15 protein-coding genes and 1 pseudogene are annotated in these 15,609 nt (G+C 72.9%); 9 read left to right on the top strand and 7 right to left on the bottom strand.

The window, feature by feature from the left end; translation table 11 throughout:
• Positions 1–1,508, bottom strand: a 1,508-nt coding sequence (locus CCN29_RS20805; protein WP_442538433.1) for a helicase-related protein, incomplete at its 3' end; no start/stop codon positions are given.
• A 4-nt stretch (positions 1,509–1,512) separates the two neighbouring features.
• Complete coding sequence (locus CCN29_RS20810; protein WP_078592365.1) at positions 1,513–2,325, bottom strand: class I SAM-dependent methyltransferase; 813 nt, start codon at positions 2,323–2,325, stop codon at positions 1,513–1,515.
• A gap of 363 nt (positions 2,326–2,688) precedes the next feature.
• Between CCN29_RS20810 and rpsA the strand changes: the two genes are divergently transcribed.
• From rpsA to CCN29_RS20830, 4 genes are all read left to right on the top strand, one after another.
• Positions 2,689–4,182 (top strand): 30S ribosomal protein S1, encoded by a 1,494-nt coding sequence (gene rpsA, locus CCN29_RS20815; RefSeq protein ID WP_006135530.1) that lies wholly within the window; start codon positions 2,689–2,691, stop codon positions 4,180–4,182.
• Positions 4,183–4,336: 154 nt separating this feature from the next.
• Complete coding sequence (locus tag CCN29_RS20820; protein ID WP_006135532.1) at positions 4,337–5,275, top strand: PAC2 family protein; 939 nt, start codon at positions 4,337–4,339, stop codon at positions 5,273–5,275.
• Between the two features lie 43 nt (positions 5,276–5,318).
• Complete coding sequence (gene coaE / locus CCN29_RS20825) at positions 5,319–5,930, top strand: dephospho-CoA kinase (RefSeq protein ID WP_086683658.1); 612 nt, start codon at positions 5,319–5,321, stop codon at positions 5,928–5,930.
• Positions 5,931–5,980: 50 nt separating this feature from the next.
• Positions 5,981–6,361, top strand: a complete 381-nt coding sequence (locus CCN29_RS20830; protein ID WP_006135534.1) for a tetratricopeptide repeat protein — start codon at positions 5,981–5,983, stop codon at positions 6,359–6,361.
• 58 nt (positions 6,362–6,419) lie between these two features.
• Here the strand turns inward: CCN29_RS20830 and CCN29_RS20835 are convergent, their stop codons facing one another.
• Positions 6,420–6,683, bottom strand: coding sequence for a DUF6343 family protein (locus CCN29_RS20835; RefSeq protein WP_031018500.1), 264 nt, complete (start codon positions 6,681–6,683; stop codon positions 6,420–6,422).
• Positions 6,684–6,820: 137 nt separating this feature from the next.
• Between CCN29_RS20835 and CCN29_RS20840 the strand changes: the two genes are divergently transcribed.
• Positions 6,821–7,513 carry a class I SAM-dependent methyltransferase gene (locus CCN29_RS20840; RefSeq protein WP_039988427.1) on the top strand — a complete coding sequence of 231 codons (693 nt, stop codon included), beginning with the start codon at positions 6,821–6,823 and terminating at the stop codon, positions 7,511–7,513.
• 289 nt (positions 7,514–7,802) lie between these two features.
• On the opposite strand, the gene CCN29_RS20845 is transcribed toward CCN29_RS20840, so the two are convergent.
• Complete coding sequence (locus CCN29_RS20845) at positions 7,803–8,474, bottom strand: RNA-binding S4 domain-containing protein (RefSeq protein WP_006135537.1); 672 nt, start codon at positions 8,472–8,474, stop codon at positions 7,803–7,805.
• 52 nt (positions 8,475–8,526) lie between these two features.
• Here CCN29_RS20845 and CCN29_RS20850 point away from each other — a divergent pair, with 52 nt between their 5' ends.
• Positions 8,527–9,246, top strand: coding sequence for a uracil-DNA glycosylase (locus CCN29_RS20850; RefSeq protein WP_006135538.1), 720 nt, complete (start codon positions 8,527–8,529; stop codon positions 9,244–9,246).
• Between the two features lie 53 nt (positions 9,247–9,299).
• Positions 9,300–10,277, top strand: coding sequence for a prolyl aminopeptidase (gene pip, locus CCN29_RS20855; protein WP_086683661.1), 978 nt, complete (start codon positions 9,300–9,302; stop codon positions 10,275–10,277).
• Positions 10,278–10,322: 45 nt separating this feature from the next.
• Here the strand turns inward: pip and CCN29_RS20860 are convergent, their stop codons facing one another.
• A complete protein-coding gene (locus CCN29_RS20860) occupies positions 10,323–11,459 on the bottom strand; it encodes a glutathione-independent formaldehyde dehydrogenase (protein ID WP_006135541.1) in 1,137 nt (378 codons plus the stop codon).
• A 228-nt stretch (positions 11,460–11,687) separates the two neighbouring features.
• On the opposite strand from CCN29_RS20860, the gene CCN29_RS20865 reads away from it, so the two are divergent.
• Positions 11,688–11,879: a hypothetical protein gene (locus CCN29_RS20865; RefSeq protein WP_031018510.1), complete on the top strand. Its 192-nt coding sequence runs from the start codon at positions 11,688–11,690 to the stop codon at positions 11,877–11,879.
• A gap of 16 nt (positions 11,880–11,895) precedes the next feature.
• Here the strand turns inward: CCN29_RS20865 and glpK are convergent, their stop codons facing one another.
• Both glpK and CCN29_RS20875 read right to left on the bottom strand, forming a co-directional pair.
• Positions 11,896–13,413, bottom strand: a complete 1,518-nt coding sequence (gene glpK / locus CCN29_RS20870) for a glycerol kinase GlpK (RefSeq protein ID WP_006135543.1) — start codon at positions 13,411–13,413, stop codon at positions 11,896–11,898.
• A gap of 39 nt (positions 13,414–13,452) precedes the next feature.
• The gene (locus CCN29_RS20875; RefSeq protein WP_006135544.1) at positions 13,453–14,295 is read right to left on the bottom strand and encodes an MIP/aquaporin family protein; all 843 of its coding nucleotides are present in this window, start codon (positions 14,293–14,295) and stop codon (positions 13,453–13,455) included.
• A 534-nt stretch (positions 14,296–14,829) separates the two neighbouring features.
• Between CCN29_RS20875 and CCN29_RS20880 the strand changes: the two are divergent.
• A pseudogene (locus CCN29_RS20880) lies at positions 14,830–15,609 on the top strand (FUSC family protein); the annotation flags it as partial.

Here is a 15,609-nt window from a genome sequence, read left to right on the forward strand (position 1 = left end):
TCCGCCTCGGACGCAGCACCCCGCAGCCTCCGTACCTCCGTGCGCCAGCGCGCCGCGTACCCGTCGCCGCCCCGGCGCGCCGTACGCAGCGCGGCGGACAGGTCGTCGCCGTAGTCGCGCGGGGGCTCCTCGGAGAGCAGGGCGACGATCTCGGAGGCGAGCGCGGCGCCCACCCGGGGGGACGCGTCCAGCAGGGCGCGGCCCAGGCGCGGGTGCAGGCCGAGCCGGGTCAGGCGCGCGCCGCGTTCCGTGGGACGCCCGTCCGGCCGTACCGCGCCGATCGCCGTGAGGACGTCCCGGGCCGCCGCCATCGCCCCGCCCGGCGGCGGGTCCAGCAGCGCCAGGCCGGAGGCGTCCGGGTCACCCCAGCAGGCCGCCTGGAGGGCGAACGCCGTCAGGTCGGCCACCTCGATCTCGGGGGAGGGGTACGCCGGCAGCCGCGCGTCCTCCGCCTCGGCCCAGCAGCGGTACACGGCGCCCGGCGCCTCACGTCCGGCGCGGCCCGCCCGCTGCCGTCCCGCCGCGCGTGACGCCCGTACCGTCGCCAGGGCGCTCAGCCCGCGCGCGTGGTCCACACGCGGCTCGCGGGCGAGACCCGAGTCCACCACCACCCGCACCCCGGGCACCGTCAGCGAGGACTCCGCGACCGACGTCGCCAGCACCACCCGGCGCCGCTCCCCGGGCGACAGCACCGCGTCCTGCACGACGGCCGGGGCCCGCCCGTGCACCTGGAGGACGTCCACGCCCGACAGGCCGCCCACCATCGCGGCCACCCGGGAGATCTCCCCGACGCCCGGCAGGAAAACCAGCACGTCACCGTCCCGCTCGGCCAGAGCCCGGCGCACCACCGCCGCCACGTGCGTGAGCAGGGCAGGGTCGACCCACATGCCGTGCGGCGGCCGCACCGCGCGCGGGGGCGGCGCCCACACCACGTCGACCGGGTGCGCGGCGCCCCGCGCCTCGACGACGGGCGCGCCGCCCAGCAGCCGCGCCCAGCCCTCCGCGTCCGTCGTCGCCGACGCGGCCACCAGCCGCAGGTCCGGCCGGAGCGTCTCGCGCACGTCCCACAGGAACGCCGCCGCCGTGTCCGCGTCCAGATGCCGCTCGTGGCACTCGTCCAGCACCACCGCGTCCACCCCGGCCAGCTCCTGGTCGCGCTGGAGCCGCTGGAGCAGCACACCGGTCGTGACGACCTCCACGCGCGTGTCCCGCCCCACGGCCCGCTCCCCGCGCACGGTGAAGCCGACCGAGCCGCCCACCCGCTCGCCCAGCAGCCACGCCATCCGGCGCGCCGCCGCACGGGCCGCGATCCGCCGGGGCTCGGCCACCAGCACCCGCCGCGCGGGGCCCGCGCCCCACAGTCCGGCCAGCGCCAGCGGCATCAGGGTCGTCTTGCCGGTGCCCGGCGGTGCCACCAGCACCGACGCGCCGTGCGCGTCCAGCGCCCCGGCGAGCGAGGGCAGGGCCTCGCGCACCGGGAGGGACTCCGCCGCCTCGTGACGGATCACGCGCTCAGTCCCGTACGCACACGAAGATCGCCGTGCCGGGGATCAGGGCTCCTCGCAGCGGGGACCAGCCGCCCCACTCGCTCGTGTTCCACTCCGGCCACTCCGGTTCCACCAGGTCCACCAGCCGGAAACCGGAGGCGACCACGTCACGCACCCGGTCCCCGAGCGTCCTGTGGTGCTCGACGTACACGGCGTGACCGGTGTCGTCCTGCTCCACGTACGGCGTGCGGTCGAAGTACGACCCGGACACGCTCAGCCCCTCCGGGCCCGGCTCGTCCGGGAACGCCCAGCGGATCGGGTGCGTCACCGAGAACACCAGCCGGCCGCCCGGGCGGAGCACCCGGCGCACCTCGCGCAGCACCAGCCGCGGATCGGCGACGAAGGGCAGCGCCCCGTACGCCGAGCAGGCCAGGTCGAAGGAGACGTCGGCGAAGGGCAGCGCGCCCGCGTCCGCGCACACCAGGGGGAACTCCCCGCCGATGCGCAGCGCGTGCTGGAGCTGGCGGTGCGAGATGTCCAGGGCCACCGGCCGAGCGCCCTGGGCGGCCAGCCACCGCGAGCACTGCGCCGCGCCGGCGCCCAGCTCCAGGACGTCGCGTCCCTTCAGCTCCTCCGGCGGGCCGAGCAGCTCCGCCTCCACCTCGTCCAGGCCCTCGGGGCCCCACACGAAGCGGTCGTCGCCGAGGAAGGTGCCGTGCTCGTTCTGGTACTCGTCGGCGTTGCGGTCCCACCAGCCCCGGTTGGCCCGGGAGCTCTCCGTGACGCCGGCCTCCCGCCGGGTGGCCTCCGGTTCGGGGACTTCGGGCTCTTGGATGATCGGCTCCCTCGTCGTACTCTTCCGTCCAGCCGGGTCCCCCGGTGTGTCGCCGAGGGGGTCTTGTTCGCCCCTGCACGGCCTCGGGAGACGGCAGTTGTGCCGGTTATGCGGCGATCCGCCCCGGGTGGGCGGCTTCGCGCATTGACCATGCCCGGCCGCCCCCGTATGCTACAAGTTGCGCTGCGGGCCTGCGCACCTCAGACGTAGCAGGCTGCGCTCGCATCTGTTGTATGTCCCCTCGGTTGTCGAGGCGCCACCGTATTTCTCCGGCGCTTCCTTGGCTGTCCGGCTTCTGCAGAGCGAAACGGGCTCCGGCGTAGCAGTACCTACGACTTCAATGTCCGTACCGGAGCCCTTTCCCACATGACGAGCAGCACCGAGACCACCGCCACCACCCCGCAGGTAGCGGTCAACGACATCGGTAACGAGGAAGCTTTCCTCGCCGCGATCGACGAGACGATCAAGTACTTCAACGACGGCGACATCGTCGACGGCGTCATCGTGAAGGTCGACCGGGACGAGGTCCTGCTCGACATCGGTTACAAGACCGAAGGTGTCATCCCGAGCCGAGAGCTCTCGATCAAGCACGACGTCGACCCGAACGAGGTCGTCGCCGTCGGCGACGAGATCGAGGCCCTTGTCCTCCAGAAGGAGGACAAGGAAGGCCGCCTGATCCTCTCGAAGAAGCGCGCCCAGTACGAGCGTGCCTGGGGCACCATCGAGAAGATCAAGGAAGAGGACGGCATCGTCACCGGTACCGTCATCGAGGTCGTCAAGGGTGGTCTCATCCTCGACATCGGCCTCCGCGGCTTCCTCCCGGCCTCCCTGGTCGAGATGCGCCGCGTCCGCGACCTCCAGCCCTACGTGGGCAAGGAGCTCGAGGCGAAGATCATCGAGCTGGACAAGAACCGCAACAACGTGGTCCTGTCCCGCCGTGCCTGGCTGGAGCAGACCCAGTCCGAGGTCCGCCAGACGTTCCTCACCACCCTCCAGAAGGGCCAGGTCCGTTCCGGCGTCGTCTCCTCGATCGTCAACTTCGGCGCCTTCGTGGACCTGGGCGGCGTGGACGGTCTCGTCCACGTCTCCGAGCTCTCCTGGAAGCACATCGACCACCCCTCCGAGGTCGTCGAGGTCGGCCAGGAGGTCACGGTCGAGGTCCTCGACGTCGACATGGACCGCGAGCGCGTCTCCCTGTCGCTGAAGGCGACCCAGGAAGACCCGTGGCAGCAGTTCGCCCGCACCCACCAGATCGGCCAGGTCGTGCCCGGCAAGGTCACGAAGCTGGTTCCGTTCGGTGCGTTCGTCCGCGTGGACGAGGGCATCGAGGGTCTGGTCCACATCTCCGAGCTGGCCGAGCGCCACGTGGAGATCCCGGAGCAGGTTGTCCAGGTCAACGACGAGATCTTCGTCAAGGTCATCGACATCGACCTCGAGCGCCGTCGCATCAGCCTCTCGCTGAAGCAGGCCAACGAGGCCTTCGGTGCCGACCCGACGGCGGTCGAGTTCGACCCGACCCTGTACGGCATGGCCGCGTCCTACGACGACCAGGGCAACTACATCTACCCCGAGGGCTTCGACCCCGAGACCAACGACTGGCTCGAGGGCTACGAGAAGCAGCGCGAGGAGTGGGAGCGCCAGTACGCCGAGGCGCAGGCCCGCTTCGAGCAGCACCAGGCGCAGGTCATCAAGTCCCGCGAGGCGGACGCCCAGGCCGCTGCCGAGGGTGGCGAGGCCGCCGCTCCGGCCGCGTCCGGCGGCGGTTCGTACTCCTCCGAGGGCGGCGACCAGTCCGGCGCCCTGGCTTCGGACGAGGCGCTCGCCGCGCTTCGCGAGAAGCTGGCGGGTGGCCAGAGCTGAGCGCTCGCCGCTGAGGGCCAGCGGTTGATCTGAGGGGTCGCACCTTTCGAGGTGCGGCCCCTCAGGCGTTCCCCCGCACCCGGGAAGGGGCGTGGGGAATGCCTGTGCTCCGTACCACGTTGTGGTGGATGAAACACGAGGAGGAGCGGTCACTGTGCTTGATCCGCAGGGTTTGTACGCCTGGGAGCCGAAGGGTCTGAGCGTCGTCGACATGGCGCTGGCCCAGGAGTCGGCCGGACTTGTCATGCTCTACCACTTCGACGGATACATCGACGCGGGGGAGACCGGGGACCAGATCGTCGACCGGCTGCTCGACTCGCTGCCCCACCAGGTCGTCGCCCGGTTCGACCACGACCGGCTCGTCGACTACCGGGCCCGCCGGCCCCTGCTCACCTTCACCCGCGACCGGTGGACGGACTACGAGGTGCCGGCCATCACCGTGCGGCTCGTGCAGGACGCCACCGGAGCCCCCTTCCTGCTGCTCTCCGGGCCCGAACCGGACGTGGAGTGGGAGCGCTTCGCCGCCGCCGTGCGGCAGATCGTGGAGCGCCTCCAGGTGCGCCTCGCGGTCAACTTCCACGGCATCCCCATGGGTGTCCCGCACACCCGCCCGGTCGGCCTCACCCCGCACGGCAACCGCACCGACCTCGTCCCGTCGAGCAGCAGCCCCTTCGACGAGGCGCAGGTGCCCGGCAGCGCCGAGGCCCTGGTCGAGTACCGGCTGATGCAGGCCGGCCACGACGTCCTGGGCGTCGCGGCGCACGTGCCGCACTACATCGCCCGCTCGCCGTACCCGGACGCGGCGCTGACCGCGCTGGAGGCCGTCACGGCCGCCACCGGACTCGTCCTGCCGGGCGTCGCGCACTCGCTGCGCACCGACGCCCAGCGGACCCAGACCGAGATCGACCGCCAGATCCGCGAGGGCGACGACGAGCTCACCGCCCTCGTCCAGGGCCTCGAGCACCAGTACGACGCCGCGGCGGGCGCCGCCACCCGCGGCAACATGCTCGCCGAGCCCGTGGACATCCCGTCGGCGGACGAGATCGGCCGCGAGTTCGAAAGGTTCCTGGCCGAGCGGGAAGGCGACACCTGACGCCCGCCGAACCGCCGGTCGTCGCGGGCCCTAGGCTGCTGCCATGCTGACAGTGGGCCTGACCGGCGGTATCGGAGCCGGCAAGAGTGAGGTGTCGCGGCTGCTCGTGGAGTGCGGAGCCGTGCTGATCGACGCCGACCGCATCGCGCGTGAGGTCGTCGAACCCGGCACGCCCGGGCTCGCCGCCGTCGTGCAGGCGTTCGGCGAGGAGATCCTCGCCGAGGACGGCAGCCTGGACCGGCCCCGCCTCGGCGCCCTCGTCTTCGGCGACCCGGAGAAGCTGGCCACGCTCAACTCGATCGTGCACCCGCTGGTCGGCGCCCGGTCGCGCGAGCTGGAGAAGGCCGCGTCCGAGGACGCCGTCGTCGTCCACGACGTCCCGCTCCTCACCGAGAACGGCCTCGCCCCCCTCTACGACGTCGTGATCGTCGTCGACGTGAGCACCCGCACCCAGCTCGACCGGCTGGTGCGGCTGCGCGGCATGAGCGAGACGGACGCGCGCGCCCGCATGGCCGCCCAGGCCACCCGCGAACAGCGCCGCGCGATCGCCGACGTCGTCATCGACAACGACGTGCCCCTCGACGCGCTCGACCGGCGCGTCAAGGAGGTGTGGGCCGACCTGGTCCGCCGCGCGCGGGAACCCCGCCCGGAATAGGGGGCGCCGGACGAGGCGTTGATCCATTCGAGCGAGGGAAGGATTCCGCCGTGCCCCAGACCAGTGGTCCGTCCGGACGTACGCCGGAGACGCATGTCATCGACTTCCGCGCCGCCGAGCACCTGCTCGCCTCTCGTGACCCGCGGGGCGCGGTGAAGCTGCTCGACGGCGTGATCGACGTCCATCCCGAGAACACGGCCGCCCGGCTGCTCCGGGCGCGCGCCTTCTTCGCGGCCGCTCAGCTGCGCCCCGCCGAGCTGGAGTTCTCCCTCGTCCTGGAGCGGGAGCCGGACAACGCCTTCGCCCACTACGCGCTCGCGCGCACCTACCAGCGGCAGGGCCGGCCCCACCCGGCCAAGCGGCACTTCCGCCTGGCGGCCGCGCTGGACCCGAACCCGGAGTACCTGAAGGCCGCGCGCTTCGACGGGTGAGACGGGCGGGACGTCCGGGACGGGGGAGAGTCGGCCGCCGGGTCGGGCACGGCAGGTCCTAGCGCCGGTCCGCCGGCGGCTCGTACGGAGGGACGTCGCGGCCCGGCTGGTAGTGCGGGCCCTGACGGATGTGCCGCACCACGAACACCAGGTCCGTCACGACGACCAGGAACAGCACCCCGCAGGCCAGCGCCCAGCCGGGATGCCCGGCGAGCGCGAACCCGACCGTGCCGGCCACCGTCCAGACCAGACCCCACACGCTCAGCCAGAACCGCATGCGCAGAGGGCTCCGCGCGGTCCTCGGCTCACTGCCCGTACGCATCGCGATCCTCACCCTGTCGGTCCCCGAGGTCCTCGTCCTCCGGGTGCCCGATCCTTCCGAGCGCACCCCCTGTCACTCGTTCGGGTGGCATCGGCGTCGACGGGAACGGACGTGCGGGCGCGGCCCGTTCGACGGGTATGGAGCAGAGGACACGGGCAGGGTATGCGGGGACGGGACCCGGGGCGATCACCCCGGACGGCTGCGCGGTGGAGCTGTACGCGCGGCTTCCCGTGGGGAGCGAGCCGGACGTGATCGCGGGCGCGGTGCCGGCGGGGGCGCGGATCCTGGAGCTGGGCTGCGGGGTGGGGCGGATGACCCACGCGCTGCTGGAGCGCGGCTTCGAGGTGACGGCGGTGGACGAGTCCCCCGAGATGCTGGAGCGGGTGCGCGGGGCGCGGACGATATGCGGCCAGGTCGAGCGGCTCGACCTGGGGGAGACGTTCGACGTGGTGCTGCTGGCGTCGTTCCTGGTGCACGCCGGCGACCCGGAGGTGCGGCGGGGCATGCTGCGCACCTGCGTGCGGCACCTGGCGGAGGGCGGGTGCGTGCTGATCCAGCGGGAGGGCGCGGACTACCACACGAACGTGCCACGCGAGCGCGTGGACCCGGCGGGCTTCACGGTGCGGATCGTCTCCGTGGAGGCGGTGGGCGACGGAGTGGACTCGGTCCACGCGGAGTACGAGTTCCCGGACGCGACCTGGACCCAGACGTTCCGTTCCCGCCCGCTGACCCCGGAACAGTTCGAGACGGCACTCGCGGAGGAGGGTTTGAGGGTGGACCGGTACCTGACGGAGGACGGGATCTGGGTGAGGGCGGTGCCCGTGGGGTGACCGCCGAGCGGGTCGGCCCGGGGGCGGGGCGGTCACCTCGGCTGGGGACCACCACCGTGCCGGTGCTCGGCGGACGCCGGTGACTCCGGGCCGGTGCTCAGGCGCCTGTGTGCGGGGGCTGGGCGTGCCCCCGGGCTGGCGTTCTTCGCCCTGTGTCTCATGTCGGGCGTGCCGCGGTGTCGGTGCTCAGCGCCCTTGTTCCGGGGCCAACGTGTCCCGTGTCGGTGCTCGGGGCCCCGGTTTCCGGGGGCCGGGTGTGTGTCCCCGGCCCCTGCTCCGCACCCGTGCCTCAAGGCCGGGGCGTGCCCCCCGCGCCCTTGTTCCGGGCTCGGCGTCCGCCTCCGCCCGTCCCGCGGCCACCCGTGCCGCCGGCACCACCCGCACCGCCGCGTCCGCCCGGCGCGGCGCCCTGCGCACCGGGGGCCGGCGGGGTCGCGAAGCCGCCGAACGGGCCGGGGCCGCCCAGGGCCCGGAGCCGTTCCAGCTCGCGGCGGTCCCGCTTGGTCGGGCGGCCCGCGCCGCGGTCGCGGATGCCGGCCGGGGCGACGGCCTCGCGCGGCGGGGGCGGCGGGGAGTTGTCGATGTAGCACTGGACGGCGACCGGCGCCCCCACCCGCTTGCGGATCAGCCGCTTCACGACGACGACCCGCTCCCGCGTCTCGACCCGCACCCGTACCTCGTCGCCGACCCGCACGGAGTGCGACGGCTTCACCCGCTCACCGTTCACGCGCACGTGTCCGCCCCGGCAGGCGGCGGCCCCCATGGACCGCGTTTTGACCAGCCGCACCGACCAGATCCAGCTGTCGACCCGCACGGTCTCGCCGTTCTGCGGACCCGCCGCCTCCGCGGCGGCCACCGCCGCGGCGGTCTTCGCGTCCACCGTCCCGGGCGTGGCCCCCGCGTCATCGGCGGCCTCGGCCGTGTCCGCGGTCCTGTCGTTCTGCGCACCCTCCGCAACCATGCTCCCGACCTTAGTCGGCCCGGCCCGCCGACCGGACGCCTACCGTGGAGCCATGGACCCCGAAGGCCTCACCCGGCTCGACCGGCGCATCGCCGGCTGCCGTGCCTGCCCGCGCCTGGTCGCCTGGCGTGAGGAGGTCGCCCGTACCAAGCGGGCCGCGTTCGCGGACTGGACGTACTGGGGGAGACCGGTGCCCGGGTTCGGGCCGCCCGACGCGCGGCTGCTGATCATCGGGCTCGCGCCCGCCGCGCACGGCGGCAACCGCACCGGCCGGATGTTCACGGGGGACCGTTCCGGCGACGTGCTGTACCAGGCGCTGTACGACGTGGGCCTGGCATCCCGGCCGGCCTCCGAGCACGCCGACGACGGGCTGGAGCTGTACGGGGTCCGCGTCACCGCGCCCGTGCACTGCGCCCCGCCCGCCAACAAACCCACGCCCGGCGAGCGGGACGCCTGCCGGCCCTGGCTGGTGCAGGAGCTGCGGCTGCTGCGGCCGACGGTCCGGGCGGCGGTCGTCCTCGGGGCGTTCGGCTGGCAGGCGGCGCTGCCCGCGTTCGCCGAGGCGGGCTGGACCGTGCCCCGCCCGCGGCCGGTGTTCGGGCACGGTGCCCAGGTCGAGCTGGCCGCCGCCGACGGCCCGCCGCTCGGCGTCTTCGGCTGCTTCCACGTCAGCCAGCGCAACACCTTCACCGGCAAGCTCACCCCCGAGATGCTCCGCGACGTCCTGCGCACGGCGGCAGTGGCGGCCGGACTGAGCCCCGTGACAAGCTGAGCCCCGCGAAAAAGGGGATGAGCGGGACCGCCCGGCGGCGCTACGGTGCCCGGATGGGCAGGTATCCGGAGATCGAACCGTACGACCACGGCATGCTCGACGTCGGGGACGGCAACCGCGTCCACTGGGAGACCAGCGGAAACCCGGACGGCAAGCCCGCGGTGGTGCTGCACGGCGGACCCGGTTCCGGCGCCGGCGCCGGACTGCGCCGCTACTTCGACCCCGACGCCTACCGCATCGTCCTGTTCCATCAGCGCGGCGCGGGACGCTCGACACCGTCGGCCGCCGACCCCGCCACCGACATGAGCGTCAACACGGCGCCGCACCTCATGGCGGACCTGGAACGGCTCCGCGCCCATCTGGGCATCGGGCGCTGGCTGGTGTGGGGCGTGTCCTTCGGTTCGGCGCTGGGCCTGCGGTACGCGCAGACCCACCCTGGCGTGGTGTCCGAGCTGGTGCTGACCGGCGTGACCACCGGCTCGCCCGCCGAGGTCGGCCTGCTGACGCGGGGCCTCGGCCGGATCTTCCCGAAGGCGCACGAGCGGTTCCTCGCCGAGCTGCCCGAGGACGAACGCGACGGCAACCTGGCCGCCGCGTACAACCGGCTGCTGGAGTCGCCCGACCCCGAGGTCAGGGCGCGGGCCGCGCAGGCGTGGACGGACTGGGAGACGGCGATCATCCCCGCCCCGCCCGGCTCCGTCGAGCGGTTCCGCGACCCCGCCTACCGTCTCGGCTTCGCCCGTACCGTCACCCACTACTGGGGCAACGACCACTTCTTCGGCGACTTCCCCGGCGACGGGGGAGAAGAAGGCGTCGTGCTGCGCGACGCCCACCTCCTCAAGGACATCCCCGGCACGCTCGTCCAGGGCAGCCTCGACCTCGGCAATCTCCTCGGCACCGTCTGGCGGCTGCACCACGCCTGGCCCGGCAGCGAGCTGGTCGTCGTCGACGACGCCGGGCACGACGCGGGCGCCGTCGGGGACGACGCCCTGATCGCGGCGACGGACCGCTACGCCCGCCGCCCGCACTGACCAGCGGACCCTGCCGGGGCCGGGGCCGGGGACAGAAACGGGGCCTCAGGGGTGCAGCACCACCTTGGTGTAGCCCTCGATCCGCTTGTCGAACTTGTCGTACGCCGACGGCGCCTGGTCCAGCGGCAGCTCGTGCGAGACCACGAAGCTGGGCTTGGCCCGGCCCTCGATGATCATGTCGCGGAGCTGCCGGTTGTAGCGCTTGACGTTGCACTGGCCGGTGCCGAGCTTCAGGCCCTTCTCGAAGAGCTTGCCGACGGCGACCATCAGCATGCCCTGCTTGGCCGCCTCGTCCGGGCCGCCCGGGTCGGACGGCACGTACAGCCCGGGGATGCCGAGCATGCCGGTGGCACGGACCGTGCGGACCAGCGCGTTCAGCACGGTCGCCGGCTCCTCCCGGTCCGTGCCGCCGCCCGCCGAGGCCTGGTAGCCGACGGCGTCGATGCCCTTGTCGGTGCCCATGCCCTCGGTCCGGTCCTGGATCTGCTCGACCGGGTCGCCCTCCGCGAAGTTGATCGGTACGGCGCCGATCTCCTCGGCCTTCTGGAGCCGCTCGGCGACGCGGTCGACCACGAACACCTTCCGCGCGCCGCGCAGCAGCGCCGAGTAGGCGGCCATCAGGCCGACCGGTCCGGCGCCGTACACGGTGACGCTGTCGCCCGGGCGCACCTGGGCGAGTTCGCAGCCGTGGTAGCCGGTGGGGAAGATGTCCGCGAGCAGCACGAAGTCCTTCTCGTGCTCGGTGCCCGGCGGCAGCTTCAGGCAGTTGAAGTCGGCGTAGGGGACGCGCAGGTACTCCGCCTGTCCGCCCTTCCAGGGGCCCATGGCCACATAGCCGTAGGCGCCGCCCGGGAAGCCGGGGTTGACGGTGAGGCAGTATCCGGTGAAGCCCTCGACGCAGTTGGTGCAGAAGCCGCAGGCGACGTTGAAGGGCATGACCACGCGGTCGCCCTCCTTGACCGAGGTGACGCCCGGGCCGACCTCGGCGACGACGCCCATGTTCTCGTGGCCGAAGGTGATACCCGGCTCGGCGGCCGTACGGCCCTCGTACATGTGCAGGTCGGAACCGCAGATCGCGGTCGAGGTGACCCGTACGATCACGTCGTTCGGATGCTGGATCGACGGGTTCTCGACGTCCTCGACGGCGACCTCGAACGGTCCCTTGTACACGACGGCCTTCATGGTGCGATCTCCGTTCGGTTGGTGTTCTGCGTGGTGCGCAGCGACGCCCCTCCCGATGGCCCGCGTGACCGGTATCTCATGATTCTCCGGTCTTGCTGCCGGGGCAAGCCGGTAATATCCGACGAATATCGTGCGACGCCCACGCCGCTCCGGAGGGCGCCGCACCCGGCGACCCAGGCGCCACCCGATGTGACACCGACGACACCGATGAGAGGGGAAGGGCGGAAAATGGCAGCTCAGAGGCTGGGAACACTGCTCGTGGCCGTGCCCGGCCTGTCCGGCACCACGTACCCCCCGGGCACGACCGTGACCGTCCGCGGCCGCGGCGCGACCGTCGACGCGTTCGTCAACGGCGACTGGCTCCCGCTGTCCTGGTGGGAGTTCTCCGACGGTCTGCGCGAGGACATCGCCGACCGCTGACCGGCCGCGCCCCGGCTCAGTCGACCTTCACCCAGTCCAGGGTGCGCTCGACGGCCCGCTTCCAGTCCTCGTAGCCCTGCCGGCGACGGTCCTCGTCCCAGCCCGGCTCCCACCGCTTGGACTCCTGCCAGTGCGAGCGCAGCTCGTCCTGGTCGCTCCAGAAGCCGGTGGCGAGACCCGCGGCGTACGCGGCGCCCAGCGCGGTGGTCTCCGCGACCACGGGCCGGCTGACCGGCACCCCGAGCACGTCGGCCTGGATCTGCATGCACAGGTCGTTCGCGGTGACGCCGCCGTCCACCTTCAGCACGTCCAGGTGCACCCCGGAGTCCTGCTCCATCGCCTCGACCACGTCACGGCTCTGGTAGCAGATCGCCTCCAGCGCGGCCCGCGCGATGTGGCCGCCCGTGTTGTACCGGGACAGGCCGACGATGGCGCCCCGGGCGTCGGAACGCCAGTAGGGGGCGAACAGGCCCGAGAAGGCCGGCACGAAGTACATGCCGCCGTTGTCCTCCACCGACCGTGCCAGCTGCTCGCTGTCCGGCGCGCTGCCGATGATCTTCAGCTGGTCGCGCAGCCACTGCACCGCCGCGCCGGTCACGGCGATGGAACCCTCCAGCGCGTACACCGCCGGGCTGCCGGCGAACTGGTACGCCACCGTCGTCAGCAGACCGTGCTGCGACCGCACCAGCTCCGTGCCGGTGTTCAGCACCAGGAAGTTGCCGGTGCCGTAGGTGTTCTTCGCCTCGCCGGGGGAGAAGCAGACCTGGCCCACGGTGGCCGCGTGCTGGTCGCCGAGGACACCGGTGATCGGCACGGCGGCGCCCAGCGGCCGGGACGTCCGGGCCTGGCCGAACGCCTCGGGGTCCGAGGAGGCGTGGATGGCCGGGAGCATCGAGCGCGGGATGCCGAAGATGCCGAGCAGCTCGTCGTCCCAGTCGAGCGTCTCCAGGTTCATCAGCATGGTGCGGCTGGCGTTGGTCACGTCCGTGGCGTGGATGCCGCCGTTGGGGCCGCCGGTGAGGTTCCACAGCACCCAGGCGTCGGTGTTGCCGAACAGGGCGTTGCCCGCCTCGGCCGCCTCGCGCAGCCCGTCCACGTTGTCCAGCAGCCACTTGATCTTGCCGCCGGAGAAGTACGTGGCCGGCGGCAGCCCCGCCTTGTGGCGGATCACGTCGCCGTGGCCCTCGCGTTCGAGGGCGGCGGCGATGCTGTCGGTACGCGTGTCTTGCCAGACGATCGCGTTGTAGTACGGACGGCCGGTGCGCGGATCCCACACGACGGTCGTCTCACGCTGGTTGGTGATGCCGATGGCCCGCAGGTCGGAGGCCGACAGACCGCCGTCGCGAAGGGCGTTCTGGATCACCGTGTTGGTGCGCTCCCAGATCTCCACCGGGTCGTGCTCGACCCAGCCGGAACGGGGCAGGATCTGCTGGTGCTCCAGCTGGTGCTTCGCCACCTCGTTACCGGCATGATCGAAGATCATGAAGCGGGTGCTGGTGGTCCCCTGGTCCACCGCGCCGACGAATTCGGGCATCGCTGCAACCTTTCTGAGTGACGACGGGTCCCGGGGCGTCTACGGCTCCTCGGTGGCCGGGCCTTCCTCCTGGTCCTCCATCGCCTGCGTCCTGGCGGTGATCAGCGGCTTGATCATCAGGTCGTAGACCAGAACGCCGACGACACCGCCGATCAGCGGACCGACGATGGGAATCCACCAGTAGCCGTTGAACCAGCCGAACGTGCCCGGAAGGGCGATGTCTCCCCAGCCCTCGAAGTACGTGAACAGCCGCGGGCCGAAGTCGCGCGCGGGATTGATCGCGTATCCGGCGTTCGTGCCGAAGGTCAGACCGATGGCCACGACCACCAGGCCGATGAGGAACGGGTGGAGATTCGACAGGGGCGCGACATTCTTGAGGTCGATGAGCGCGCAGATCAGGAGCAGCAGAATTCCGGTGCCCACGATCTGGTCGAGCAGTGGCCCCCACCAGGAATCCCCGAAGTATTCCGCGGGGAAGGTGGCGAAGATGGAATACGTGCCCAGTGATTCGTCGCGGGGCAGCCCGGCCTTGGCGTTGGCGGCGTCGATCGCCCAGTGGTAGCAGGCGTAGACGAGCGCGGCGGCGACGAAGGCGCCGCAGAGCTGGGCCAGCCAGTAGGCGGGCACCTTCTTCAGGGGGAAGTCCCTGCGCACCGTGAAGGCCAGGGTCACCGCCGGGTTGAGGTGGGCGCCGCTGACGCCGCCGGCCACGTACACGCCGAACACCACGGCGAGGCCCCAGCCCCAGGCGATGATGAGCCAGTTCGCCGGCCCGAATTCCACGAACTGCCGCCCGGAACCGGGCAGGCCGACGACGGAAACGGCGACGGATCCGACACCCAACAGAATGAGGACGAAAGTCCCCAGGAACTCGGCGAGCATCTCGCCGCCGATGCCTTCGCGATAGCCGCGTCGGCGCGGAGCTGTAATGCGATCAGCCATCAGCTCTCCTCGAACGGAAATGGCGCGGACTGTGCCTCCCCATGTCGGCAGCGTAGGTCCGCCGCCCATTCCGGGCGCGCGGAGAACGGTCTTTCCCACCAACGGCGCAATTCGGAGGGCGAAAGGGAAGGAGGCGGCCGATACTGCGGGGTTTTCCGGCGGGCGCGGGCCTTCCGGTGGGCGTGTGGGCTTCCGGCGGGCGTGCGGGGCTTCCGGCTTCCGTGGAATTCCGGGGCGGGCGGTCAGCGGCACGGGGGCGGTGGCCTGGGCAGCGGCGCGGTGGCGGCGGCGTGTCCGCCCGGCCGTCACGCCGCCGAAACACGCCCGTTCCGTGCCGTCAGCGAAGTCCGCCTACCGTGGGGGCATGAGTTCCGCCCCGGTCAGCGTTGCCCGAAGGAGCAGGCCCACCGACCGGACGACAGGAGCCCTGTGACCCGCACCGCCCCCGCCGTACCTCCGTGGCTCGCGCATGCCCTGCGGTCCCAGCGCGGGCCGGTCTCCCGGAGCGCGGTGCTGCGCGGCGCCCTGGGCGGCGGGCCGCTGCTGCTCGCGGCCGTGGCGGCCGGGCGGCCCACCCTTGGAGTGGTCGCCGCGATCGGCGCCATGTTCGCCGGGATCAACGACCGGCCCGGCAGCCGGCGCGCCTCCGTGGCCCGGATCGGGACGCCCGCCCTCGCGGGCGCGGCCGGGCTGCTGACGGGCACCGTCGTCGGGGACCACACGCCCGCCCTGCCGCTCACCCTGCTGCTGACCGTGCTCGGCCTGGCCGCCGGAGGGATCAGCGCGCTGGGTCCCGTGGGGTCCGCCGCCGGGACGCAGCTGCTGGTCGGCGCCGCCGTCGGGGCCGGCATGCCCCTGCCCGAGCCGGCCTGGCTGCGGGCGGTGGCGTTCACGGCGGGCGCCGCCTGGCTGCTCCTGCTGCGGCTCGCACTGCCCACCTCCCGCTCGTCGCTCGCCGGGGACCGCCGCTTCGAGTTGCGCTTCGACGGGGAACGGGCCGCCGTCGCCGGGGTCTACGACGCCGTCGCCGCGCGGCGCCACCGCGCGGCGGGCCGCGCTCACCGCCGCACTCGACCAGGCGCAGGACGCGCTCGCCGGACCCCGGCTGCGCCGCCACCCCGCCTCCGCGGCCGAACGCCGGCTGCACGCCCAGTACGCCGCGGCCCTCCCGCTCGCCGAGGCCGCGACCGCGCTGGCCTGGGCGGGGGAGCCGGTGCCGCCCCGCGCCTGCGAGGCGCCCCGCCGCCTCGCAGG

The sequence above is a fragment of the Streptomyces pseudogriseolus genome (assembly GCA_002154585.1).
GTDB lineage: Bacteria > Actinomycetota > Actinomycetes > Streptomycetales > Streptomycetaceae > Streptomyces > Streptomyces pseudogriseolus.

Excerpts from the sequence above, each read along its gene's own strand:
- rpsA (WP_006135530.1), top strand. The coding sequence starts at position 2,689 with ATGACGAGCAGCACCGAGACCACCGCCACCACCCCGCAGGTAGCGGTC.
- coaE (WP_086683658.1), top strand. The coding sequence starts at position 5,319 with ATGCTGACAGTGGGCCTGACCGGCGGTATCGGAGCCGGCAAGAGTGAG.
- CCN29_RS20835 (WP_031018500.1), bottom strand. The coding sequence starts at position 6,683 with ATGCGTACGGGCAGTGAGCCGAGGACCGCGCGGAGCCCTCTGCGCATG.
- CCN29_RS20840 (WP_039988427.1), top strand. The coding sequence starts at position 6,821 with ATGGAGCAGAGGACACGGGCAGGGTATGCGGGGACGGGACCCGGGGCG.
- CCN29_RS20845 (WP_006135537.1), bottom strand. The coding sequence starts at position 8,474 with ATGGTTGCGGAGGGTGCGCAGAACGACAGGACCGCGGACACGGCCGAG.
- CCN29_RS20850 (WP_006135538.1), top strand. The coding sequence starts at position 8,527 with ATGGACCCCGAAGGCCTCACCCGGCTCGACCGGCGCATCGCCGGCTGC.
- pip (WP_086683661.1), top strand. The coding sequence starts at position 9,300 with ATGGGCAGGTATCCGGAGATCGAACCGTACGACCACGGCATGCTCGAC.
- CCN29_RS20860 (WP_006135541.1), bottom strand. The coding sequence starts at position 11,459 with ATGAAGGCCGTCGTGTACAAGGGACCGTTCGAGGTCGCCGTCGAGGAC.
- CCN29_RS20865 (WP_031018510.1), top strand. The coding sequence starts at position 11,688 with ATGGCAGCTCAGAGGCTGGGAACACTGCTCGTGGCCGTGCCCGGCCTG.
- glpK (WP_006135543.1), bottom strand. The coding sequence starts at position 13,413 with ATGCCCGAATTCGTCGGCGCGGTGGACCAGGGGACCACCAGCACCCGC.
- CCN29_RS20875 (WP_006135544.1), bottom strand. The coding sequence starts at position 14,295 with ATGCTCGCCGAGTTCCTGGGGACTTTCGTCCTCATTCTGTTGGGTGTC.